Annotated in this window: 21 protein-coding genes and 2 pseudogenes; 10 read left to right on the top strand and 13 right to left on the bottom strand. The window is 71.7% G+C overall.

Annotated elements, in window-relative coordinates:
- Positions 1–44 precede the first annotated feature (44 nt).
- From chpE to VE614_RS01865, 3 genes are all read right to left on the bottom strand, one after another.
- Positions 45–290 carry a chaplin ChpE gene (chpE, locus tag VE614_RS01875; protein ID WP_324930812.1) on the bottom strand — a complete coding sequence of 82 codons (246 nt, stop codon included), beginning with the start codon at positions 288–290 and terminating at the stop codon, positions 45–47.
- Positions 291–459: 169 nt separating this feature from the next.
- Positions 460–1101: a response regulator transcription factor gene (locus VE614_RS01870; RefSeq protein WP_324930809.1), complete on the bottom strand. Its 642-nt coding sequence runs from the start codon at positions 1099–1101 to the stop codon at positions 460–462.
- Positions 1094–2272 carry a GAF domain-containing sensor histidine kinase gene (locus VE614_RS01865; RefSeq protein ID WP_324930806.1) on the bottom strand — a complete coding sequence of 393 codons (1179 nt, stop codon included), beginning with the start codon at positions 2270–2272 and terminating at the stop codon, positions 1094–1096. Before VE614_RS01865 ends, VE614_RS01870 begins: the two co-directional genes overlap by 8 nt.
- Positions 2273–2543: 271 nt before the next feature.
- Between VE614_RS01865 and VE614_RS01860 the strand changes: the two are divergent.
- Positions 2544–2916, top strand: a pseudogene (locus VE614_RS01860) (S-adenosylmethionine:tRNA ribosyltransferase-isomerase); the annotation flags it as partial.
- Positions 2917–3214: 298 nt separating this feature from the next.
- Complete coding sequence (locus VE614_RS01855) at positions 3215–4027, top strand: transglycosylase SLT domain-containing protein (protein WP_324930802.1); 813 nt, start codon at positions 3215–3217, stop codon at positions 4025–4027.
- A gap of 84 nt (positions 4028–4111) precedes the next feature.
- Here the strand turns inward: VE614_RS01855 and VE614_RS01850 are convergent, their stop codons facing one another.
- Positions 4112–6649, bottom strand: a complete 2538-nt coding sequence (locus VE614_RS01850; protein ID WP_324930798.1) for an FHA domain-containing protein — start codon at positions 6647–6649, stop codon at positions 4112–4114.
- A gap of 241 nt (positions 6650–6890) precedes the next feature.
- On the opposite strand from VE614_RS01850, the pseudogene VE614_RS01845 reads away from it, so the two are divergent.
- Together VE614_RS01845 and serB are read left to right on the top strand one after the other, a co-directional pair.
- A pseudogene (locus VE614_RS01845) lies at positions 6891–8777 on the top strand (streptophobe family protein); the annotation flags it as partial.
- A gap of 148 nt (positions 8778–8925) precedes the next feature.
- The gene (gene serB, locus VE614_RS01840; protein WP_324930795.1) at positions 8926–10134 is read left to right on the top strand and encodes a phosphoserine phosphatase SerB; all 1209 of its coding nucleotides are present in this window, start codon (positions 8926–8928) and stop codon (positions 10132–10134) included.
- A 141-nt stretch (positions 10135–10275) separates the two neighbouring features.
- On the opposite strand, the gene VE614_RS01835 is transcribed toward serB, so the two are convergent.
- From VE614_RS01835 to VE614_RS01820, 4 genes are all read right to left on the bottom strand, one after another.
- A complete protein-coding gene (locus tag VE614_RS01835; RefSeq protein WP_324930791.1) occupies positions 10276–10794 on the bottom strand; it encodes a histidine phosphatase family protein in 519 nt (172 codons plus the stop codon).
- A 54-nt stretch (positions 10795–10848) separates the two neighbouring features.
- The gene (locus tag VE614_RS01830; protein WP_324930788.1) at positions 10849–11055 is read right to left on the bottom strand and encodes a hypothetical protein; all 207 of its coding nucleotides are present in this window, start codon (positions 11053–11055) and stop codon (positions 10849–10851) included.
- Between the two features lie 175 nt (positions 11056–11230).
- Positions 11231–11347 carry an SGM_5486 family transporter-associated protein gene (locus VE614_RS01825; RefSeq protein ID WP_086169366.1) on the bottom strand — a complete coding sequence of 39 codons (117 nt, stop codon included), beginning with the start codon at positions 11345–11347 and terminating at the stop codon, positions 11231–11233.
- Between the two features lie 57 nt (positions 11348–11404).
- Positions 11405–12709, bottom strand: a complete 1305-nt coding sequence (locus VE614_RS01820; protein ID WP_414719478.1) for a CynX/NimT family MFS transporter — start codon at positions 12707–12709, stop codon at positions 11405–11407.
- Positions 12710–12791: 82 nt separating this feature from the next.
- On the opposite strand from VE614_RS01820, the gene VE614_RS01815 reads away from it, so the two are divergent.
- Positions 12792–13478, top strand: a complete 687-nt coding sequence (locus VE614_RS01815; RefSeq protein WP_324930779.1) for a FadR/GntR family transcriptional regulator — start codon at positions 12792–12794, stop codon at positions 13476–13478.
- Here the strand turns inward: VE614_RS01815 and VE614_RS01810 are convergent.
- The 3 genes from VE614_RS01810 to fabG all read right to left on the bottom strand — a co-directional run bounded on the left by VE614_RS01810 (position 13453) and on the right by fabG (position 15459).
- Positions 13453–13806, bottom strand: a complete 354-nt coding sequence (locus VE614_RS01810) for a hypothetical protein (RefSeq protein WP_324930776.1) — start codon at positions 13804–13806, stop codon at positions 13453–13455. The genes VE614_RS01815 and VE614_RS01810 overlap by 26 nt on opposite strands.
- Positions 13807–13981: 175 nt before the next feature.
- Positions 13982–14749, bottom strand: coding sequence for an enoyl-ACP reductase FabI (gene fabI / locus VE614_RS01805; RefSeq protein ID WP_324930772.1), 768 nt, complete (start codon positions 14747–14749; stop codon positions 13982–13984).
- A gap of 5 nt (positions 14750–14754) precedes the next feature.
- Positions 14755–15459, bottom strand: coding sequence for a 3-oxoacyl-[acyl-carrier-protein] reductase (fabG, locus tag VE614_RS01800; RefSeq protein ID WP_043499599.1), 705 nt, complete (start codon positions 15457–15459; stop codon positions 14755–14757).
- A 254-nt stretch (positions 15460–15713) separates the two neighbouring features.
- Between fabG and VE614_RS01795 the strand changes: the two genes are divergently transcribed.
- The 3 genes from VE614_RS01795 to tyrS all read left to right on the top strand — a co-directional run bounded on the left by VE614_RS01795 (position 15714) and on the right by tyrS (position 19976).
- The gene (locus tag VE614_RS01795; protein ID WP_324930766.1) at positions 15714–17237 is read left to right on the top strand and encodes a TldD/PmbA family protein; all 1524 of its coding nucleotides are present in this window, start codon (positions 15714–15716) and stop codon (positions 17235–17237) included.
- Positions 17234–18628: a metallopeptidase TldD-related protein gene (locus tag VE614_RS01790; RefSeq protein WP_324930763.1), complete on the top strand. Its 1395-nt coding sequence runs from the start codon at positions 17234–17236 to the stop codon at positions 18626–18628. Before VE614_RS01795 ends, VE614_RS01790 begins: the two co-directional genes overlap by 4 nt.
- Before the next feature lie 79 nt (positions 18629–18707).
- Entirely contained in the window at positions 18708–19976 is a 1269-nt protein-coding gene (tyrS, locus tag VE614_RS01785; RefSeq protein WP_324930759.1) for a tyrosine--tRNA ligase, read from the top strand.
- Positions 19977–20073: 97 nt separating this feature from the next.
- Here the strand turns inward: tyrS and VE614_RS01780 are convergent, their stop codons facing one another.
- Complete coding sequence (locus tag VE614_RS01780; RefSeq protein WP_324930756.1) at positions 20074–20355, bottom strand: GlsB/YeaQ/YmgE family stress response membrane protein; 282 nt, start codon at positions 20353–20355, stop codon at positions 20074–20076.
- A gap of 250 nt (positions 20356–20605) precedes the next feature.
- Between VE614_RS01780 and VE614_RS01775 the strand changes: the two genes are divergently transcribed.
- Together VE614_RS01775 and VE614_RS01770 are read left to right on the top strand one after the other, a co-directional pair.
- The gene (locus VE614_RS01775; protein ID WP_324930753.1) at positions 20606–20983 is read left to right on the top strand and encodes a DUF3099 domain-containing protein; all 378 of its coding nucleotides are present in this window, start codon (positions 20606–20608) and stop codon (positions 20981–20983) included.
- A gap of 205 nt (positions 20984–21188) precedes the next feature.
- The gene (locus VE614_RS01770; RefSeq protein WP_324930749.1) at positions 21189–21407 is read left to right on the top strand and encodes a hypothetical protein; all 219 of its coding nucleotides are present in this window, start codon (positions 21189–21191) and stop codon (positions 21405–21407) included.
- Between the two features lie 17 nt (positions 21408–21424).
- On the opposite strand, the gene moaA is transcribed toward VE614_RS01770, so the two are convergent.
- Entirely contained in the window at positions 21425–22414 is a 990-nt protein-coding gene (gene moaA, locus VE614_RS01765; protein ID WP_324930746.1) for a GTP 3',8-cyclase MoaA, read from the bottom strand.
- Between the last annotated feature and the right edge of the window lie 112 nt (positions 22415–22526).

Below are 22526 nucleotides of genomic sequence, written 5' to 3'. Positions count from 1 at the left end.
CTTCGACCCGTGCGGCCCGACAAGATCATCAGCCGGGGCCGAACTCAGCGGTTGAGGCCCAGGTTGCCGAAGGCCGGGTTCAGCACACCGATGACGTTCACGCTGTTGCCGACCGCGTTCACCGGGACGTGCACCGGGGCCTGGACGAGGTTGCCCGAGATGACGCCCGGCGAGTGCTCGGCCTTGCCGGTCGCCAGCGAGCCGTCGGTGGCGGAGGCCATGCCCGCACCGGCGGCCACCAGACCACCGGCCACCATCGTCACGGCCGCTGCCTTCTTCAGGTTCTTCACTTCTCAGCCCTCTCTAGCGATCACTGCGGCAGTCGCCGCAGCACGCACTGGAGAACGGCGAAGATCCGCGGAGGATGCGCCATTTGGGGGACATTCCCACGACGGTATGAATCTCAGCCTGGAACGAGACCCTCCATGTTGCCGTCCGTAGTGCCGTACGCAGGGCTTCTCAGCCAGTGACGCCATGGCGTACGGCCCACAGGGCGGCCTGGGTGCGGTCCGCGAGGTCCAGCTTCATCAGGATGTTCGAGACGTGGGTCTTGACCGTCTTCTCGGAGAGCACCAGGGCACGGGCGATCTCCCGGTTGGAGCGGCCGTCGGCGATCAGGCCCAGCACCTCGCGCTCCCGCTCGGTGAGCGACCCGGCTCTGCCCTGCCCGGATCCCGCCTCCTCCTGGGAGAGCAGGGCACCCGCCACCTCCGGCTGGAGCAGGATGTGCCCGGCGTGCACCGAGCGGATGGCGCCGGCCAGGGCGTCGGGGTCCACGTCCTTGTAGACGTACCCGGCGGCGCCGGCGCGCAGGGCCGGGACCACCGTGCGTTGTTCGGTGAAGCTGGTGACGATCAGCACGCGCGCGGGGTTGTCCAGCTCCCGCAGTCTGCGCAGCGCCTCGACGCCGTCCATGCCCGGCATCTTGACGTCCATGAGCACGACGTCGGGTTTGAGTTCCTCGGCGCGCTCGACGCCCTCCGCGCCGTCGGCGGCCTCGCCGATTACCTCTATGTCGTCCTGCACCTCCAGGAAGGTGCGCAGGCCCCGGCGGACGACCTGGTGGTCGTCGACGAGCAGCACCTTGATTGCGTCAGCCACCGGGGACCTCCATCTCGATCGTGGTGCCCTTGCCGGGCGCCGACTCCACGGTCAGTCTGCCGCCGACCCCGCTCGCCCGGTCCCGCATGGAGACCAGGCCCAGATGGCGTCCCGCGCGGCGCACCCCACGCGGGTCGAAACCGCTGCCGTCGTCCGTGACGCGCAGGACCGCGCCGCCGCCGCGCTTGTCCAGGGACACGTCGACGTGGTCGGCGCCGGAGTGCCGCAGCGCGTTGTGCAGGGCTTCCTGGGCGACCCGCAGCAGGGCCTCCTCCTGGGCGGCGGGCAGGGCACGCACCCCGCGGCTGTCGAAGGTGACGCGCGCGGTGTGGGCACGGTCGAGGACCTGTATCTGGGTGCGCAGGGTGGCGACGAGGCCGTCCTCGTCGAGGGCGGCGGGGCGCAGTTCGACGACGGCGGCGCGCAGCTCGTCGGCGGCTTCGGCGGCGAGCGCGGCCACCTGCTGGAGTTCGCCCTTGGCGCGGCCCGGGTCGCGGTCGACGAGGGCGGCGGCGGCCTGGGCGGTCAGGCGCAGCGAGAACAGCTTCTGGCTGACGGCGTCGTGCAGCTCGTGGGCGAGACGGGAGCGCTCCTCGGCGATGGTCAGCTCGCGGCTGCGTTCGTAGAGCCGGGCGTTGGTGAGGGCGATGGCCGCGTGCTGGGCGAGGATGGCGAGCAGTTCCTCGTCGTCCTCGGTGAAGCCGCAGGCGCCGTCCGGGCTGGGGCTCGGGGGGTGCGGGGGATTTTCCCCCGGGGGGCACAGCTTGTTGGCCAGGAAGAGGGCGCCGATGATCTCGTCGCCGTCGCGGATGGGCAGGCCCAGGAAGTCGGCCAGCTCCGGGTGGGCGGACGGCCAGCCCTCGAAGCGGGGGTCCTTGCGCACGTCGGCGAGGCGTTCGGCGCGGGCCTCGTGGAGCATCGAGGCGAGGATGCCGTGCTGGCGCGGCAGGGGGCCGATGGCCTTCCACTCCTCCTCGCTGACGCCGTCGACCACGAACTGGGCGAAGCCGCCGTGATCGTCGGGGACGCCGAGGGCGGCGTACTGCGCGTCGAGCAGCTCGCGGGCGGAGGCGACGATGGTCTTGAGGACGTCGCGCACCTCGAGATGCCTGCTCATGGCCAGCAGCGCGGCACTGACCGCGGCGAGGCCGGACCTGGGGCCTTGACTCATGTCTCCACGCTACCGGCGGGATGTGACAGCGCGGATCCGACCGGTGACCGCGGCCGTCTGGTCCCGAGGTCCTAGGTCCCGTCGTCAGACTCCCGTCGTCGGCCCGGAGGGCGGGTCGCCGGGCACGGGACTCGGTTGACCGCCCTGCCGGGGATGTCGCGGACGCCGGGCCCCGACGCGCGGCCGGTGGCGGAGGCCTGGCGGCTGGGCGGGGTCCACCTGCTGGTACGCCCCGCGAGCGCGCTGGGCGCCGAGTCGCTCGTGCGGTGCGCCGGAGGCGTCGGCGCGGCGGATCGACGCGGTGCGGGCGGCCGGCGACCGGGGGGGCGTCGCCGGGACAGCCGGAGGCGCGAGGCGCCGGCGGTGGGCGCCGACCGGGTCGTACGCGTGCGTGCGGGGTGGACGGATCCGGTGGTCGCACCGGAGCGCGGGGTGGGGTGGGGGACGGGCTGCCGACCGGGTCGCACGAGCCGGAGGCCTCGCATCTGGGGTCGCTGCGGGCGGTAACGGGGAGTGCCGCGGTCGAGCGCGGGTACGAGGAGGCGGTGCGCGGGCGGTACGCGTGGCAGGGGTTCGGGGACGCGCGTCTGGTCCTTCCGGAAGAGGCCCCTCACGCAGAGCGTTGCGACGGCAACGGCGGGTGAGACCACGCCTGCGGCGGTGTGAGCCCGCGCATAGGGCCCAGGTCACGTACGAAGCCGCATAGGAGAGGGCGGGGCTCGGCATGAGCGGGGCAGACGGTCTAGTCTGTCCCGATTTGCCCTAGGTGATCCACTATCCGGCATCGTACGTCACACCTTTGCCTCGCATTTTTGCTGCCGCTAAGAATGGCTGCCGTCGCTCAGCGCCGCGGGTCTCGGCCCGCGGCGTTCGTGCGGGAAGATCCCTGTTCCCCGCCGGACGTAGAGCGACCTCCGCGCTATTCGAAGAGGTCCATCCGCCATGCCCAAGAACACCCAGAACCCCGGTCACAGTCGCGTGCCGACCAGGACGCACAAGATCGCGCTCACCGGTGTCGCCGCCCTCGGTGCCGCCACCCTCGCGTTCTCCCTCGTCCCGGCCGGCGGCAGCACGACCACGACCGAGGCCGGATCCGCGGCTGCGGTGGCCTACAGCTCCGAGCAGGTCAAGGACGTCAAGGGCACCATCACCGACCAGCTCGCCGGTGCGAGCGTGAAGGTCGAGGCGATCGAGGCGAAGCGGCAGGCCGCCGCCGACGCCGCCGCGAAGCTGAAGGCCGCGGCCGAGGCCAAGAAGAAGGCCGCCGCCGAGGCCGCCGCGCAGGCCGCCAGGAAGGCCGCCGAGGAGCAGGCCGCCAAGAAGGCCGCCGAGGAGCAGGCCGCGAAGGAGGCGGCGCGGGAGCGTGCCGCGCAGGCCGCCGCGAGCCGGACCTCGAAGCGTGTCGCCGTCCAGCCGGCCGCCGCCAAGACCTACCCGAACAACCTCGACGGCTGGATCCGCGAGTCGCTCGCGATCATGAAGAAGCACGGCATCCCGGGCTCCTACAGCGGCATCCACCGCAACATCATCCGGGAGTCCTCGGGCAACCCGATGGCCATCAACAACTGGGACATCAACGCCCAGAACGGCATCCCGTCGAAGGGCCTGCTCCAGGTCATCCCGCCGACCTTCCAGGCCTACCACGTCCCCGGCACGTCCTGGGACATCTACGACCCGGTCGCCAACATCACCGCCGCCTGCAACTACGCGGCCGACCGCTACGGCTCGATGGACAACGTCAACAGCGCGTACTGAGGCCGGCGCGGGCCTCGGTACACAGCGCCGAAGGGCGGCACCCACCTGACGGGGTGCCGCCCTTCGGCGTCATGAGACGCGGGGTTACTTGCGCATGACCTCGGGCTCGTGGCGGCGCAGGAAGCGGGCCACGAAGAAGCCGCAGACCACGCCGAGCGCGATCAGGGCCGCCATGTCCAGGCCCCAGGTGCCCAGGCTGTGCTCCCACAGCGGGTCGGTGTCGGCACCCTCCTCGGGCGGGCTGATCTTGTTGAAGTCCAGCGTGGCGCCCGCGGCGGCGACCGCCCAGCGCGACGGCATCAGGTACGAGAACTGGTTCACGCCGACCGTGCCGTTCAGGGCGAAGAGGCAGCCGGTGAACACGACCTGGATGATCGCGAACATCACCAGCAGCGGCATGGTCTTCTCGGCGGTCTTCACCAGCGAGGAGATGATCAGGCCGAACATCATCGAGGTGAAGCCCAGCGCCATGATCGGCAGGGACAGCTCGACGAGGGTGGCGCCGCCGAGGAGCAGGCCCTCCTCGGGGATCTCCCGGGTGGCGAAGCCGATCACGCCGACCAGCAGGCCCTGGAGGACGGTGATCATGCCGAGCACGAACACCTTGGACATCAGGTACGCCGAGCGGGACAGGCCGGTGGCGCGCTCCCGCTCGTAGATGACCCGTTCCTTGATCAGCTCACGGACGGAGTTGGCCGCGCCGGCGAAGCAGGCGCCGACGGCGAGGATCAGCAGCACGGTGGTGGCCGTGCCGTTCGGGATGGTCCGGCCGCTCTGCGGGTTCGGCGGGTTGGGCAGCAGGCCGCGGTCGGGGTCGATGAGCAGGCTGACCGCGCCGAGGACGGCCGGCAGGATCACCATCAGGGCGAGGAAGCCCTTGTCGGAGACGATCACGGAGACATAGCGGCGGACCAGCGTGACCCACTGCGACATCCAGCCCTGCGGCTTGGGCGGCTTGATCGCCTGCATCTGCGGCATCTGCACGGCCTGCGGGGCGACGGCGTCGATGTCCGCGGCGTACATCTGGTAGTGCTGCGAGCCCTTCCAGCGGCCCGCCCAGTCGTAGTCGCGGTAGTTCTCGAAGGCGGAGAAGACATCGGCCCAGGTGTCGTAGCCGAAGAAGTTCAGCGCCTCCTCGGGCGGGCCGAAGTAGGCGACGGAACCGCCCGGCGCCATCACCAGGAGCTTGTCGCACAGGGCCAGCTCGGCCACCGAGTGGGTGACGACGAGGACCGTGCGGCCGTCGTCGGCGAGGCCGCGCAGCAGCTGCATGACGTCGCGGTCCATGCCCGGGTCGAGACCGGAGGTCGGCTCGTCCAGGAAGATCAGCGACGGCTTGGTCAGCAGCTCCAGGGCGACCGAGACGCGCTTGCGCTGGCCGCCGGAGAGCGAGGTGACCTTCTTGTCCTTGTGGATGTCGAGCTTCAGCTCGCGCAGCACCTCGTCGATCCGGGCCTCACGCTCGGCCGCCGTGGTGTCGGCGGGGAAGCGGAGCTTGGCCGCGTACTTGAGGGCCTTCTTGACGGTCAGCTCCTTGTGCAGGATGTCGTCCTGCGGGACCAGACCGATGCGCTGGCGCAGTTCGGCGAACTGCTTGTAGAGGTTCCGGTTGTCGTACAGCACCTCGCCCTGGTTGGCGGGGCGGTAACCGGTGAGCGCCTTGAGCAGGGTCGACTTGCCGGAGCCGGACGGGCCGATGACCGCGATCAGCGACTTCTCCGGGACGCCGAACGAGACGTCCTTGAGGATCTGCTTGCCGCCGTCGACCGTGACGGTCAGGTGGCGGGCGGAGAAGGACACCTCGCCGGTGTCGACGAACTCCTCGAGGCGGTCGCCGACGATCCGGAACGTCGAGTGGCCGACGCCCACGATGTCGGCCGGGCCGAGCAGCTGCGAGCCGCCCTTGGCGATCGGCTGGCCGTTGACGTACGTGCCGTTGTGCGAGCCCAGGTCGCGGATCTCCATGCGGCCGTCGGGCGTCGCGTGGAACTCCGCGTGGTGCCGGGAGACCTGGAGGTCGGAGACGACCAGGTCGTTCTCCAGGGCACGGCCGATGCGCATGACCCGGCCGAGCGAGAACTGGTGGAACGTGGTGGGGCTGCGGTCGCCGCCGTAGACCGGCGGCGCCCCCGCGGCACCACCGGGAACCTTCTGCGCGAAATGGTCCGCCGGGGCCTGCTGCGGCGGGATGTGCGCGGCGGGCTGCTGCGGCTGCTGCCAGCCGGCCTGCGGCTGCGCGGTCTGCGGCTGCTGGGCCCATCCGGCGCCGGCGCCCTGCGCGGCGTACGGCTGCTGCTGGGGCTGGGCCTGCGGCGTCACGGCGGCCTGCGCGGCGCCGGCGAGCGTCACGAGCGGTCCGTCGGTCGCGTTGCCCAGGTGCACCGCCGAGCCGGCACCGATCTCCATGTGATGGATCCGCTGGCCCTGCACGAACGTGCCGTTGGTGCTGCCGTGGTCCTCGATGACCCAACTGCGTCCGTTGAAGCTGACCGTGGCGTGCCGCCAGGAGACCCTGGCGTCGTCGAACACGAAATCCCCTTGAGGATCGCGTCCGAGTGTGTAGGACCGGGACGCGTCGAGCGTCAAGGTCCGTCCGTTTGATTCCAGTACGAGTTCCGGCACTCCATGCCCCACTGAGTTGTCCCCCGAGTTACCCCCGTCGCGGGGAGTCTAGGGATGTCGAACATCGGGGGGAACTATTTCAGGAGGGGCGCCCTGACCGAAAGTCGGGCCTTGTGAAGACCGGCTGCGGGCGCACGCAAGCACTCTCGTTGACGGGGTCGAAACCGGCCCGGAGAGTGGTAATCCCTCGCGAGGGGGACAGGCGCGGCGGTCGCGCCGCGCCGCGGATCGGGGGGCCGCCATGAGCGCCGAGGCCGCGCGGTACGGCACGTGGGTGCCCTGGGTGGATGTGCTGATGTCCCCGATCGCCGCCGTGAGCTGGGCATTGATCGGGATGGCGGGGACGGCCGCACTCGGGCTGCGACTGCTGGAGGCCGATGCGGCGGGTGCGCTGGGGCCGATGACCGCGTCGGTGGTGGCGCTCGGGGCGGGTGGTGCGGTCACGCCGTCCGGTGATGTGTCCGTGCTCGGCCTGGAGGGCGCGGAGGCCACGACCGCCATCGAGATCGCGCCATGGGGCGTGAGCCTGGTCGGCGCTCCTTTTGTCGTGGTTCTTCCCACGGTCGTTGCGGGCCGCCGGAGTTGTCGTCTCCCCCGCCGAACTCGCCGCCCGCGCGGGGGCGGTGGGCGCGCTGTTCGTGGCGGCGCTGGGCGGGCCGGCCTGGGCGGGGCACGACGTCATCACCCTGGACGGGGGCGCGCTGGGACCCGGCGACCTGCCCGGCGGCTTTGACTCCGGCTCCGGGCCCGGCTCGGACGGCACCGAGATCCCGGGGCTCGGGGATTCCGGGGATCTCGGGGATCCGGGCGGCCTCGGGAGACTCCTGCCGGACCGGCTCGGTGACCTCGTCGACGCCGAGGCGGCGGTCGGGTCCAGCGTCGACACCGGGCCGACGCTGCTGGGGGGCGCGGCCTGGGTGACGGGGGTGCTGATCGTCGCCCTGCTCGCCTCGCGCCGCACTCCCCTGCCGCGCGGCTGGGATGCCGTGCACCGGGTGGTCCGGCCCGCCGCGTCGGCGCTCGTCGCGGTGCTGCTGGTCGCCGTGGCGGCGGGATGCGCTGCGGCGGCGTACGCGGCGATCGGTGACGACCACCCCCCGGCGGATCGCGGGGGCCGCACTGCTCGGGGCACCGAACGGTGTGTGGCTCGGGATGACGATCGGTCTGTGCGTGCCGTGGCACGGCGAGGCCACCGGCGTCCTCACGCGTTTCCTCCCCGACCCGCTCGACGACCTCCTCGTCGACTCGGACCAGCCGGTCACCCCGGGACGGCTCGCGGAGCTGGACGGGCGGGTGTGGCTGCCGGCGGTGGCGGCGGCGCTGGGGATGCTGCTCGCGGGGGGTGGTGCAGGCGGCGCGTACGCCGGTGGACGCGCCCTCCGGTGGGCCACGGCGTCCGGGAGCCGTGGGCTTCACGGGGCGGTGCGCGCTGCGGCTGGGCGTGGCGACGGCGCTCGCCCTGCCGTTGCTGGGTCCGCTGACGGGGGTCTCGCTGTACGCCTCCTTGCCGGTGCCGGGGATCGACGCCTTCGGGACCGGGCTGGAACTGCGCGCGCACCTCGGCACGGCCCTGCTCCTGGGCGCGGTGTGGGGCGCCGGGTCCGGCCGGCGGGGCGCTGCTGGCGTGGGCGAGCGGGGCCGCGGGGCGCCGTGTGGCCGCACCGGCACGTGAAGAGGTGACACGAGGGCGCGCGGACTTCGGGCGGGAGCCCGGGCCGTACCTGCCGGGTCCGTCCTGCCGGCCGCCGGACCCCGCGACCAATCCGTACCTGCGGCTGCCCAGCGGTGGGGCGACCGGGAGACGGAGGTACTGCGGGCGGGGGGGTGACGGGCCCGGGGAGCGGATGCCGGGAGAAGAGGGCCCGGCGGGTGACGCGCCCGAGGACCGGCGGCCCACCGGTCCCCCTCACCCGGCGCCCGAGGACCGGCGGCCCGGTGGTGCTGCTCCCGGAACGCCTGCCGGTCTGCCGTACGGGGATCAGCCGTTCTCCGGGCGGGATCTGCACGGGGCCCCGACCGTGGCACACCCCGTGGAGCCGCCTGCGCTCCCCCCCCCCGGCGTCTTCCGGGCCCGCGGCCTGCCGGGCCTCCGCCGGCTCCTCCTCTCCCAGCGCCGCCGCCCGGCAGGGACGAGCAGGGCTTCGGCGGCGAGGGCGGTACCCGGTGGTTGATCGTCATGTCAGGTGGGCGTCGCCTCGGCGGCGCCCAGTGTTCGCTGTCCGCTAGTCGGACCTCGGGCGCGGGCGGCACTGGGTGCCGGTTACCGTGGGAGCACCATGAGCGCTACGCAGACCTCTGACGTCCCCACTCTCCTGGTCAAGATCTTTGGCAAGGACAGGCCGGGCATCACGGCCGGACTCTTCGACACCCTCGCCGCCTACTCCGTCGACGTGGTCGACATCGAGCAGGTCGTCACGCGGGGCCGGATCGTGCTGTGCGCGCTCGTGACCGAGCCGCCGCACGGGCTGGAGGGCGACCTGCGCGCCACCGTCCACAGCTGGGCGGAGTCGATGAGGATGCAGGCCGAGATCATCTCCGGTCTCGGCGACAACCGCCCGCGTGGCCTCGGCCGCTCCCTGGTGACCGTGCTCGGCCACCCGCTCACCGCGGAGGCCACCGCCGCCATCGCCGCCAAGATCACCAAGGCGGGCGGCAACATCGACCGGATCTTCCGGCTCGCCAAGTACCCGGTGACCGCCGTGGAGTTCGCGGTCTCCGGCGTGGAGACGGAACCGCTGCGCACCACTCTGGTCACCGACGCGGCGGCACTCGGTGTCGATGTGGCGGTCGTGGCGGCGGGGCTGCACCGGCGGGCCCAGCGGCTGGTCGTGATGGACGTGGATTCCACCCTCATCCAGGACGAGGTGATCGAGCTCTTCGCGGCACACGCCGGGTGCGAGGACAAGGTCGCCGAGGTGACCGCCGCCGCGATGCGCGGGGAGCTGGACTTCGAACAGTCGCTGCACGCGCGGGTGGCGCTGCTGAAGGGCCTGGACGCCTCGGTGGTGGACAAGGTGCGCAGCGAGGTCCGGCTGACACCGGGCGCCCGCACCCTGATTCGTACGCTGAAGCGGCTCGGCTACCAAGTCGGTGTGGTGTCCGGAGGGTTCACCCAGGTCACGGACGATCTGAAGGAACGGCTGGGGCTGGACTTCGCCCAGGCCAACACCCTGGAGATCGTCGACGGCAAGCTGACCGGGAAGGTCACCGGCGAGATCGTGGACCGCGCGGGCAAGGCGCGGCTGCTGCGCCGGTTCGCCGCGGAGGCGGGCGTACCGCTGTCGCAGACGGTGGCCGTCGGTGACGGCGCCAATGACCTGGACATGCTGAACGCGGCGGGGCTCGGGGTCGCCTTCAACGCCAAGCCGGTGGTGCGGGAGGCTGCGCACACGGCGGTGAACGTGCCGTTCCTGGACACCGTGCTCTATCTGCTCGGCGTCACCCGGGAAGAGGTCGAGGCGGCGGACGCGCACGAGGAGAGCTGACCGGGCCGCCCGGGGACCCGGGCCACCCCGGGAAAGCGGAAAGGTGTGCGGGGCCGGTGCCGTGTCGCGGCGCCGGCCCCTTCGGCTCCGCCGGGCTGGTTCCGAGCCGTGCGGAGCCGTGCCGAGCCGCGCCGGGGCGGCTCAGTCGGTCGGCGCCCAGTAGTCGAGCAGGGTGGCCACGCCCGGTTCCAGGGTCTTCCAGGAGCCCGAGAAGGACAGTACGGCGAAGGCGGCGGCCGGGAAGCCGCGGCGGTTCATCCGCTCGCGGGGCTCGGCCTCCGCCGCCCCGGCCAGCACCTCGGCGAGCCCGTGCACGCCGGGGTTGTGGCCGATGAGGAGGAGGTTCTGGGCGTCGTCGGGGATTTCGTTGAGCACGGCGATCAGCTCGCCGGGCGAGGCCTCGTAGATCCGCTCCTCGTAGACCGTTTTCGGCCGGTGCGAGAACTCGTGGACGGCGAGCTTCCAGGTCTCGCGGGTCCGGGTCGCGGTGGAGCAGAGGGCCAGATCGAAGGGGATGCCGGTGTCGGCCAGCCTGCGTCCGGCTTCGGCGGCGTCCTTGCGGCCCCGCTCGGCGAGCGGCCGCTCATGGTCGTTCACCTGGGGCCAGTCGGCCTTCGCATGCCGGAAGAGGACGATCCTACGGGGTTCTGCGACGCTCATGACTCCCAGCTTCGCATGAAACAGGCCATGGGGCGCAGGGAGTTGACGGGCGGCTCAGCGGCTCAGCAGCTGTCGCATGTGCTCCAGGAGCCGGGTTATGGCGGGATCACCGGCCGCCGCGTGGGCGTCCGAAGGGTTGAGGATCAGCGCCAGCAGGACGACGAAGGCGAGCGCCGGGAGGGCGAGGGCCCACCAGGGCAGCCGGGTGTCGACGGCCCGGTTGCTCGCCGGGCGGGGGCGGGGCTGGGTGCGGGCCGACATGATGCCTCCGGGGATCCGTCCTCGACTGGGTGTGGTCCGCCTCCCGCGGCCACACTTCGACGCTACGGAACGGAGAGCCGCCGGCCCATCCGGTGATCCACCCACTTGACCCTGAGCCTCACCCCCTAGGGGATGGGGGGCTGACCCCACCCTCCGTCGGCGGGCGGCCGGGTCTTCAGGGCGCGGCGATCGAAGCGATGACGGCGATGATCACGAAGATGGCGAAGAACGAGCCGAAGACGATGAGCATCTTCTTCTGGCCGTTCTGCGGGTTCGGGTCGAGCACGGGCATGCGCCAAGTCTCGCACCCACCGCCCGCACCCGCGCGGCCGGGGTCGGGGCGCCGGGCTCAGCGCGCGGCGGCCTCGTCCTCCACCGTGCGGTCGCGGCCCGCGAGCCAGCCCATCGCCATCTGCGGGATCATCAGGGCGATCATGAGCACGATCGGCTGTCCCCAGCCGCCGCTGTGCTGGTAGAGCACGCCCACCAGGAGCGGGCCGGGGATGGAGATCAGGTAGCCGGTGCTCTGCGCGAACGCCGACAGCTGGGCCACCCCCGGGCCGGACCGCGCGCGCATGCCGACCATGGTCAGGGCGAGCGGGAAGGCGCAGTTGGAGACGCCGAGCAGGAGGGCCCAGACCCAGGCGCCGCCGGCCGGGGCGGCGTACAGACCGGCGTAGCCGATGAGGCCGCAGACGCCGAGGGCGAGCACGATGGGTCCCTGCTGGGGCAGCCGGGTGGCCAGGCGCGGGATGACGAAGGCCAGCGGCACCCCCATCACCATGGTGACGGCCAGGAGCAGACCGGCGGTGCCGGCGGAGACCCCGGCGTCGCGGAAGATCTGGGCCATCCAGCCCATGGTGATGTAGGCGGCGGTGGCCTGGAGACCGAAGAACACGGCGAGCGCCCACGCAGTGCGGCTTCGGGTGATCCGCAGCGCGGGCGTCTGCGCCTCCCCCCGGGGCGCCGCCCCTGGGTCCCCCTGCACGGCGTCGGGGGAAGCGCTCCGGTTGCGCAGGACGGGCAGCCACGGCAGGACGGCCGCCGCCGCGACCGCGGCCCACACGGCGAGCCCGGACTGCCAGTGGCCGCCCAGCGCGTCGGTCACCGGCACGGTCACGGCGGCGGCGGTGGAGGTGCCGAGGGCGAGGGCCATGGAGTAGGCGCCGGTCATGGACCCGACCCGGTCGGGGAACCAGCGCTTGACGATGACCGGCATCAGGACGTTGCTGACGGCGATGCCCATGAGAGCGAGCGCGCTGGCGGCCAGGAAGCCGGGCGTGCCGCCCGCGTACGGCCGGATGATCAGGCCGGCGGCGATGGCGGCCATGCCGGCGCACACCACGGCGGCGGGGCCGAAGCGGCGGGCCAGGCGGGGTGCCATGACGCCGAAGACGGCGAAGCAGAGCGGCGGTACGGAGGTGAGCAGTCCGGCGACGCTGCCGCTCATGCCGAGGCCGTCCCGGACCTCCTCCAGCAGGGCCCCGAGGCTGGTGATGGCGGGCCGGAGGTTGAGGGCGGACAGCATGATGCCGACGACGACCAGGCGTGTGGTCCACGCGCGCGTGGAGCTTGTGCGCGTCGCTTCGCCGCCGCTCGCCGCGGGGTCGCGTACGTCCGGGTGATTCCTCGTCTGGGTTTCCTCGCTGGCCATGTGACCCATCATAGAATCATGGGATGATTGGCTGTCCATTCCCCGGGCGTCCGCTGCCGCCCGTCCCGTGCGAAGGTGTGCCATGCCCTTGAGCCACCCCCGTCGTTCGGCGCTGTCCGAGCAGGTCATCGCCGCGCTGCGCAACCAGATCGCCTCGGGCGAATGGCCGGTCGGCTCGCGCATCCCGACCGAGCCGGAGCTGGTCGAACAGCTCGGGGTCGCCCGCAACACGGTCCGCGAGGCCGTCCGGGCGCTGGCCCACAACGGCCTGCTGGACATCCGTCAGGGCTCGGGCACGTACGTCGTGGCGACCAGCGAGCTGGCGGGCGTGATGCACCGCCGTTTCGCCGGTGCCGACCCCCGGCACATCGCCGAGCTGCGCTCCACGCTGGAGTCGGCCGCCGCGAAGCTGGCCGCCGAGCGGCGCACCGAGAAGGACCTGAGGCAGCTGGACGCGCTCCTGGCGCGGCGCGAGGAGGCCTGGGAGACGGGCGACAAGGAGTTGTTCGTGACCGCGGACGCCACCTTCCACCTGGCGGTGGTGGCCGCCTCCCACAACGACGTCATGACGGCGATGTACGCGGACCTGGGCGAGGTGCTGCGGGACTGGCTGCGCGAGGACGTGGGTGAGGAGCTGACCCCCGAGACCCACATGGACCACGGGCGACTGGTGGACGCCATCCGCGCGGGCGACGCGGAGACCGCGGCGGCCGAGGCGGCGGGCTACCCGTTCCTGTGCCGGTTCAGCTCCCCCGGTTCTGGTGGCTGACCCACACCGAGCGGACCTCCTTCCAGCACCGGCCGGTCAGCCGTACGGTCTCCGCGGGCCCGGCGTCGGCCGGGGCGCTGTCGGTGTCGAGGTCCCACCAGCGGTCGCACTCGATGTGCAGCCGCACGCGGTCGGTGTCGACATAGGGGTTGTGGCAGTGGGCGGTCACCTCGGAGCCGTGCACGCGGGTGCGGCACTCGGCACCGAACGGCTTCGGGACGTCGGTGGCGGGTGCCGCCACGCGCGCGTGGGGCATCGCTTCGTACGACAGGGACAGCACCAGGGCTACGGCTACGGTCACTGAGGCCAGGCTGCGGAACAGGCGCACAAGGGGACCTCCTCGGCCGTACGGGGGAGGGTCGCGTCGGTGAACGCTTCCTCCAGAGTGCCCAGCCGCCCCGGTGCTCCGCCCGGCCGACTGGGCCGAACGGGGGACGCCCCGCTCCCCGCGCGCTGCGGGGAACGGGGCGTCTGGCGACGTACGCGGAAGCCGTCCGGGAAGGTCAGGCGCCGATGGCGTGCAGCCCGCCGTCGACGTGGATGATCTCGCCGGTGGTCTTCGGGAACCAGTCGCTCAGCAGGGCGACGATGCCGCGGCCGGCCGGCTCCGGGTCCTTCAGGTCCCACTCCAGCGGGGAACGGGTGTCCCACACGGAGGCCAGGTCGCTGAAGCCCGGGATGGACTTGGCGGCCATGGAGCCGATGGGGCCCGCGGAGATGAGGTTGCAGCGGATGTTCTGCTTGCCCAGGTCACGCGCCATGTAGCGGCTGGTGGCCTCCAGGGCGGCCTTGGCCGGACCCATCCAGTCGTACTGCGGCCAGGCGTACTGCGCGTCGAAGGTGAGGCCGACGACGGACCCGCCGTTCTGCATCAGCGGCAGGCAGGCCATCGTCAGGGACTTCAGGGAGAACGCCGAGACGTGCATGGCGGTGGCGACCGACTCGAACGGCGTGTTCAGGAAGTTGCCGCCGAGCGCGTCCTGCGGGGCGAAGCCGATGGAGTGGACGACGCCGTCGAGGCCGCCCAGCTCCTCGCCGACGACGTCGGCCAGACGCCCGAGGTGCTCCTCGTTGGTCACGTCCAGCTCGATGACCTTGGTGGGCTTCGGGAGCTTCCTGGCGATGCGCTCGGTCAGCGTGGGCCGCGGGAAGGCGGTCAGGATGATCTCGGCGCCCTGCTCCTGGGCCAGCTTGGCGGCGTGGAACGCGATGGAGGACTCCATCAGCACACCGGTGATCAGGACGCGCTTGCCCTCGAGAATTCCGCTCATGGTGATCAGTGACCCATTCCCAGTCCGCCGTCAACGGGAATGACGGCTCCAGTGATGTACGAGGCGTCGTCCGAGGCGAGGAACCGCACCGCCGCGGCGACCTCCTCCGGCTGCGCGTACCGGCCGAGCGGCACCTGCGCGACGATGCCCTGACGCTGCTCGTCGGTGAGCACCTTGGTCATGTCGGTGTCGACGAAGCCGGGCGCGACGACGTTGAAGGTGATGTTGCGCGAGCCCAGCTCACGGGCGAGGGAGCGCGCGAAGCCGACCAGGGCGGCCTTGGAGGCGGCGTAGTTCGCCTGGCCCGCCGAGCCGAGCAGGCCGACGACGGACGAGACGAGGACGACGCGGCCCTTCTTGGCGCGCAGCATGCCGCGGTTGGCGCGCTTGACGACCCGGAAGGTGCCGGTGAGGTTGGTGTCGAGGACCGAGGTGAAGTCCTCCTCGGACATCCGCATGAGCAGCTGGTCCTTGGTGATGCCGGCGTTGGCCACCAGCACCTCGACCGGGCCGTGCTCGGCCTCGATCTCCTTGTAGGCCTGCTCCACCTGCTCGGAGTCGGTGATGTCGCACTTGACCGCCAGGAAACCGGCGGGCGGCTCCCCCGAGCGGTACGTGATCGCGACCTTGTCGCCGGCGTCGGCGAAAGCGCGGGCGATGGCGAGGCCGATGCCCCGGTTGCCTCCGGTGACGAGAACCGAGCGGCTCAACGGATCACCCTTTCCATAGCGGTCTGATTCCCCCGCCCGGGCACCTGGACGACAGGCGGCGATGACAGGCGGCTTCCCGGAAAACCTATCGGTCGGCTCCCCGCGCCGGACATTCGGGCACCGACAGTGGCTCAGGGGGCACACTGTCGAATCCCTACAGAAAGCCCCGGTCGCGGGAGGCAAACATGTGGTCCGCGGGCCCGCGGGCGCGACATGATCGGAGCCGACAGGCGACGACAGCAGGGAGACCTCGGGTGCCTCATACCATCGACGAAGCCTTCACGGCGCTTCCGCTACGTGCCCTGGCGGACGCCGCGCTCGCACGCGCGCGTGCGCTCGGCGCGGAGCACGCCGACTTCCGGCTGGAGCGGGTGCGCAGCGCGTCCTGGCGGCTGCGGGACGGCAAGCCGTCCGGGTCGTCGGACACCACGGATCTGGGATACGCGGTGCGCGTGGTGCACGGCGGGACGTGGGGGTTCGCGTCCGGCGTGGATCTGACCATGGACGCCGCCGCGAAGGTGGCCAGCCAGGCCGTGGCGATGGCGAGGCTCTCCGCGCAGGTGATCAAGGCCGCGGGGTCGGACGAGCGGGTGGAGCTGGCCGACGAGCCCGTGCACGCGGACCGGACGTGGATCTCGTCGTACGAGATCGATCCGTTCACCGTGCCCGACGAGGAGAAGGCGGGGCTGCTCGCGGAATGGAGCCGGCGGCTGCTGGCGGCGGACGGCGTGGACCATGTCGACGCCTCGCTGCTCACCGTGCACGAGAACAAGTTCTACGCCGATACGGCGGGGACCGCGACCACCCAGCAGCGGGTGCGGCTGCATCCGCAGCTCACCGCGGTGTCGGTGGACGAGTCGAGCGGCGAGTTCGACTCGATGCGCACCCTCGCGCCGCCGGCGGGCCGCGGCTGGGAGTATCTGACCGGCACCGGCTGGGACTGGGACGCGGAGCTGGCCGAGATTCCGGAGCTGCTCGCGCAGAAGATGCGCGCGCCGAGCGTGGAGCCGGGGCTGTACGACCTCGTGGTGGACCCGTCCAACCTGTGGCTGACCATCCACGAGTCCATCGGGCACGCCACCGAGCTGGACCGCGCGCTCGGCTACGAGGCCGCGTACGCCGGCACCTCCTTCGCCACCTTCGACCAGCTCGGCAAGCTGCGCTACGGCTCGGAGCTGATGAACGTCACCGGTGACCGCACCGCCGAGCACGGCCTGGCGACCATCGGCTACGACGACGAGGGCGTCGAGGCGCAGTCCTGGGACCTGGTGAGGGAGGGCACGCTCGTCGGCTACCAGCTGGACCGCAGGATCGCGCGGCTGACCGGGCTCGGCCGGTCCAACGGGTGCGCCTTCGCCGACTCCCCCGCGCACGTCCCGGTGCAGCGGATGGCCAACGTGTCGCTGCGGCCGGACCCCGCCGGGATGTCGACCGAGGATCTGATCGGCGGCGTCGACCGGGGCATCTACGTCGTCGGGGACCGGTCCTGGTCCATCGACATGCAGCGCTACAACTTCCAGTTCACCGGGCAGCGCTTCTTCAGGATCGAGAACGGGCGGATCACCGGACAGCTGCGCGATGTCGCCTACCAGGCGACGACCACCGACTTCTGGGGGTCGATGGCCGCGGTCGGCGGCCCCCAGACGTATGTCCTGGGTGGCGCCTTCAACTGCGGCAAGGCCCAGCCGGGGCAGGTCGCCGCCGTCTCCCACGGCTGCCCCTCCGCCCTCTTCCGGGGCGTCAACATTCTGAACACCACCCAGGAGGCCGGTCGATGAGCGCCGCGACGAACAAGCCGCACGAGATCGTCGAGCGAGCCCTGGAGCTGTCCGAGGCGGACGGCTGTGTCGTGATCGCCGACGAGCAGTCGACCGCCAATCTGCGCTGGGCGGGCAACGCGCTCACCACGAACGGTGTCACTCGCGGGCGCACGCTCACCGTGATCGCGACCGTCGACGGCAAGGAAGGCACCGCCTCGGGCGTCGTGTCCCGCTCGGCGGTGACCAGGGACGACCTGGAGCCGCTGGTGCGGGCCGCGGAGGCCGCCGCGCGCGGTGCCGCGCCCGCCGAGGACGCCCGGCCCCTGGTCACGGACGTGCCCGCGTCGCCGGACTTCACGGCGGGCCCCGCGGAGACCTCCTCGGCCGTCTTCGCCGGCTTCGCGCCCGCCCTGGGCGAGGCGTTCGCCCGCGCGCGGGCGGGCGGCCGGGAGCTGTACGGCTTCGCCAACCACGAGCTGACCAGCAGCTACCTCGGTACGTCCACGGGGCTGCGGCTGCGGCACGACCAGCCCAACGGGACCCTGGAGCTGAACGCGAAGTCGCCGGACCGCACCCGCTCGGCGTGGGCCGGCCGCTCCACCCGGGACTTCCGGGACGTCGACCCGGCGGCACTGGACGCGGAACTGGCCGTACGCCTCGGCTGGGCCGAGCGCCGGATCGAGCTGCCCGCCGGACGGTACGAGACGCTGCTGCCGCCGACCGCCGTCGCGGACCTGCTGATCTACCAGATGTGGTCGTCCTCGGGCCGGGACGCCAACGAGGGCCGGACGGTGTTCTCCAAGCCCGGCGGCGGCAACCGGGTCGGCGAAAAGCTGAGCGAGCTGCCGCTGACCCTGCGCAGCGACCCGCACGAGCCGGGTCTGGAGGCCGCGCCGTTCGTCCTCGCGCACTCCTCCGGCGGCGACTCCTCGGTGTTCGACAACGGGCTGCCGCTCGCGGCGACCGAGTGGATCGGCCAGGGCGAGCTGAGGCATCTGATCACCAGCCGGCACAGCGCGGACCTCACCGGGCTGCCGGTGGCGCCGGCCATCGACAACCTGATTCTCGACGGCGGGGACGACCGTTCCCTGGACCAGATGGTGGCGGGCACCGAGCGCGGGCTGCTGCTGACCTGCCTGTGGTACATCCGCGAGGTCGACCCGGCGACGCTGCTGCTCACCGGCCTGACCCGGGACGGGGTGTACCTGGTCGAGAACGGCGAGGTGACCGGCGAGGTGAACAACTTCCGGTTCAACGAGTCGCCGGTCGGCCTGCTGGGCCGGGCCGTCGAGGCCGGACGTACGGAAAAGACGCTGCCGCGGGAGTGGAGCGACTGGTTCACCAGGGCTGCGATGCCGCCGCTGCGGGTGCCCGACTTCAACATGAGCTCGGTCAGTCGCGGCGTCTGAGCAGCCGACCCCCATGACTGTCGGTGGCCCCCCATAGACTGGGGGAACCCTTTTTCACCGTTCAAGGAGACATGCGACCGTGACGGACATCGTCGACGAGCTGAAGTGGCGTGGGCTGTTCGCCCAGTCCACTGACGAGGACGCTTTGCGCAAGGCGCTCGCGGACGGTCCCGTCACGTTCTATTGCGGTTTCGACCCGACCGCGCCGTCCCTGCACGTGGGGCATCTGGTCCAGGTGCTCACCGTGCGCCGGCTCCAGCAGGCCGGGCACCGGCCGCTGGCGCTGGTGGGCGGCGCCACGGGTCTGATCGGCGACCCCCGCCCGACCGCCGAGCGCACGCTGAACGACCCGGAGACGGTCGCCGGCTGGGTCGGCAGGCTGCGCGCCCAGATCGAGCCGTTCCTGTCCTTCGAGGGCGAGAACGCGGCCGTGATGGTCAACAACCTGGACTGGACCGCGGGCCTGTCCGCGATCGAGTTCCTGCGGGACATCGGCAAGCACTTCCGCGTCAACAAGATGCTGACCAAGGACTCGGTCGCCCGCCGCCTGGAGTCCGACCAGGGCATCAGCTACACGGAATTCAGCTACCAGATCCTCCAGGGCATGGACTTCCTCCAGCTCTACCGGCGGTACGGCTGCACGCTCCAGCAGGGCGGCAGCGACCAGTGGGGCAACCTCACGGCCGGCCTGGACCTGATCCACAGGCTGGAGCCGGGCGCCGAGGTGCACGCGCTGGCGACCCCGCTGATGACCAAGGCGGACGGCACCAAGTTCGGCAAGACCGAGGGCGGCGCCGTCTGGCTCGACCCGGAGATGACCACGCCGTACGCGTTCTACCAGTTCTGGCTGAACGTGGACGACCGGGACATCACCCGGTACCTGCGCATCCTGTCCTTCAAGTCCCGCGCGGAGCTGGAGGAGCTGGAGCGGCAGACCGAGGAGCGGCCGCAGGCCCGGGCCGCGCAGCGCGCGCTCGCCGAGGAGCTGACCACGCTGGTGCACGGCGCCGACCAGACCGCCGCGGTGATCGCGGCGTCCAAGGCGCTCTTCGGCCAGGGTGAGCTGACCGGCCTGGACGAGCGGACGCTGTCCGCGGCGTTGTCCGAGGTGCCGCACATCCAGGTCACCGAGCTGGGTCCGGTCGTCGACCTGTTCGCCGAGGTCGGCCTGGTGGCCAGCAAGTCCGCCGCGCGGCGCACGGTGAAGGAGGGCGGCGCCTACGTGAACAACGCGAAGGTCGCCGGCGAGGACGCCGTGCCCGCGAAGGAGGATCTGCTGCACGGGCGGTGGCTGGTGCTGCGGCGCGGCAAGAAGAATCTTGCCGCTGTGGAGGTTGTGGGCGCCTAGGCGCCGGGGGGCGTGGGGACTTGGTGCGGCCGCGGCTTTCGTCGTGGTTCTCGCGCAGTTCCCCGCGCCCCTTCAGGGCGTCTCGGGCCCGGCGTTTCTACGCCCGTTCCCGCTTGCGCTTGCCGAGCGTCGCCATGTACAGCATGTCGCCCACGGCGACGATGATGATGGCGGCGATGAGCTGGAAGATGTGCCGGCTCCAGTCGATGCCCGGCGTCTCGTCGACGCCGAAACCGCGCGCTACGGCGTTGCCCGCGATGGCACCGAGCATGCCGAAGATGGTGACCAGCCACAGGGGACTGTGCTGTTTCCCCGGGATGATCGCCTTCGCGAGCAGACCCAGCACCAACCCCACGATGATCGCCCACAACCAGCCCATGGTTGCCTCCTCGTCCGGCTCGACGTGAGCAGTACTCGCCCAGTCTCGGCCCGTACGCCGTACGGCGCATGTCGGGTGCGGCCGTACGCGGGACGGGTGATGTCTTCGCGCAGGCCGGAGGGACGCCCCGGTCTCGTGGGCGGCGCAGGCGCGGCGTAACGTGGAGGCTGTCCCGGCCGGGCGTCCGACCGGTGCGGTGGACGTCGGGACGGGCCTGGGAGAGTCCGATGCGGGCGGATGGTGGAATGTGATGCGGAAGCAGCGGGACGGCGGCAACGCCCAGGTGTTCCGGATCACCGGAGCCCGGCAGAGCCTCCAGGAGGATGTCCGCGGACGGCAGCGCCGGTATGTCATCTCGATGAGCGTCCGCACGGTCGCGGTGATCCTTGCCGCGGTGCTCTGGAACGTGGAACGGCATGTCGCGGTGGTGGCGCTGGTGCTCGGCGCCGTGCTGCCGTACATCGCGGTGGTGATCGCCAACGCGGGGCGGGAGAACGCGCCGTCGCTGCCCTCGACGTTCGTGTCGGTGGCTCCGCCGCCGATGATCGCGCCGCCGAGGGCGGAATCCGGTGCGGAGGACGCGGTGGACGGCTCCGGGGCGAAGCCGGGGGGCGAGCCGCGGGACTGATCGCCCTGCGGGTCCGGTTAAAGCTCAAGAAAAGCTCAGATCAATCCTGTAGTTCCAGTGCCTGGCAACCGGTTACCCGTGACATACTGCGTACGCGCTCCGCATCCCCCGTCGGAGCGATGGACCGACGCCGGGCAGCTCCCCCCGTGGCTGCTCGGCGTCGTTTTTTCTGTGCCGTTTTCTCTGTGCGGTTGTGAGACGAAGCGTGAGCGACGAGAACTCTGTCATCTGTTCCGCCAAGGGCTGCCGGGCCGCGGCCGTGTGGGTGCTGGCCTGGAACAACCCGAAGATCCACACCCCGGACCGGCGCAAGACGTGGCTGGCCTGCGAGGAGCATCGCGAGCATCTGTCGCAGTTCCTGGGCGTGCGGGGGTTCCTGAAGGACGTCGTGCCGCTCGAGGAGTGGGAGCGGCAGGAGGGCTGAGCTGCGTCGCCTCCTGGTCAGCCGCCGATCGCCGACATCGGGCGGTCCGGCTGGACGAAGCCCGGGTCGTCCAGGCCCGCGCCCGCCTTCTTGCCCCACATCGCGAGGCGCCAGATGCGGGCGATCTCCTCGTCGGGGGCGCCGGAGCGCAGGGCGGCCCGCAGGTCGGTCTCCTCGGTGGCGAAGAGGCAGGTGCGGACCTGGCCGTCGGCGGTGAGACGGGTGCGGTCGCAGGCGGAGCAGAACGGGCGGGTGACAGAGGCGATGACGCCCACGCGGTGCGGGCCGCCGTCGACCAGCCAGCGCTCGGCCGGGGCGGAGCCGCGGGCCTCGTCGCCCTCGGCGGTGAGGTCGAAACGGGTGCGGAGGGACGTCAGGATGTCGCCTGCCGTGATCATGCCCTCGCGCTTCCAGCCGTGCTGGGCGTCCAGGGGCATCTGCTCGATGAACCGCAGTTCGTAGTCGTGCTCGACGGCCCAGGCGAGGAGGTCGGGGGCCTCGTCCTCGTTGAGCCCCGGCATCAGGACGGAGTTGACCTTGACCGGGGTGAGGCCGGCCGCACGGGCGGCTTCCAGGCCTTCCAGGACGTCCTTGTGCCGGTCGCGGCGGGTGAGGGTCTTGAAGACGTCGGGGCGCAGGGTGTCCAAGGAGACGTTGACCCGGTCCAGGCCGGCGGACTTCAGGGCGGTCGCGGTGCGCCTGAGGCCGATGCCGTTCGTCGTCAGTGACATCTGGGGGCGGGGTCCGAGGGCCGCGACGCGCTCGACGATGCCGACCAGGCCGGGGCGCAGCAAGGGTTCGCCGCCGGTGAAACGGACTTCCCGGATACCGAGGGAGGTGACCGCGATGTCGATGAGACGGACGATCTCGTCGTCCGTGAGCAGGTCGGGCTTGGCCAGCCACTGCAGGCCTTCTTCGGGCATGCAGTAGGTGCAGCGCAGATTGCACCGGTCGGTCAGCGAGACCCGCAGGTCGGTGGCCACCCGGCCGTAGGTGTCGATGAGCACGTGGGCCCCCTCCCTCGTCGCGGAGCACGGCGGAGCACGCCGAGGACGCGCTGTCCGCCACCAATGAGCCTACGTGACCGCACTGACAACGACAGTGCCCGATCCCACGACG

This window comes from Streptomyces sp. (genome assembly GCF_035645055.1).
Classification (GTDB): Bacteria; Actinomycetota; Actinomycetes; order Streptomycetales; family Streptomycetaceae; genus Streptomyces.
The sequence above is the reverse complement of the archived record's forward strand: the minus strand, read 5'-3'. Positions and strand labels throughout refer to the sequence as shown.

Coding starts and splice junctions, on each gene's coding strand:
- VE614_RS01865 (WP_324930806.1), bottom strand. CDS start 2,272: ATGAGTCAAGGCCCCAGGTCCGGCCTCGCCGCGGTCAGTGCCGCGCTG.
- VE614_RS01855 (WP_324930802.1), top strand. CDS start 3,215: ATGCCCAAGAACACCCAGAACCCCGGTCACAGTCGCGTGCCGACCAGG.
- serB (WP_324930795.1), top strand. CDS start 8,926: ATGAGCGCTACGCAGACCTCTGACGTCCCCACTCTCCTGGTCAAGATC.
- VE614_RS01835 (WP_324930791.1), bottom strand. CDS start 10,794: ATGAGCGTCGCAGAACCCCGTAGGATCGTCCTCTTCCGGCATGCGAAG.
- VE614_RS01830 (WP_324930788.1), bottom strand. CDS start 11,055: ATGTCGGCCCGCACCCAGCCCCGCCCCCGCCCGGCGAGCAACCGGGCC.
- VE614_RS01825 (WP_086169366.1), bottom strand. CDS start 11,347: ATGCCCGTGCTCGACCCGAACCCGCAGAACGGCCAGAAGAAGATGCTC.
- VE614_RS01820 (WP_414719478.1), bottom strand. CDS start 12,709: ATGGCCAGCGAGGAAACCCAGACGAGGAATCACCCGGACGTACGCGAC.
- VE614_RS01815 (WP_324930779.1), top strand. CDS start 12,792: ATGCCCTTGAGCCACCCCCGTCGTTCGGCGCTGTCCGAGCAGGTCATC.
- fabI (WP_324930772.1), bottom strand. CDS start 14,749: ATGAGCGGAATTCTCGAGGGCAAGCGCGTCCTGATCACCGGTGTGCTG.
- VE614_RS01790 (WP_324930763.1), top strand. CDS start 17,234: ATGAGCGCCGCGACGAACAAGCCGCACGAGATCGTCGAGCGAGCCCTG.
- VE614_RS01780 (WP_324930756.1), bottom strand. CDS start 20,355: ATGGGCTGGTTGTGGGCGATCATCGTGGGGTTGGTGCTGGGTCTGCTC.
- VE614_RS01775 (WP_324930753.1), top strand. CDS start 20,606: ATGCGGAAGCAGCGGGACGGCGGCAACGCCCAGGTGTTCCGGATCACC.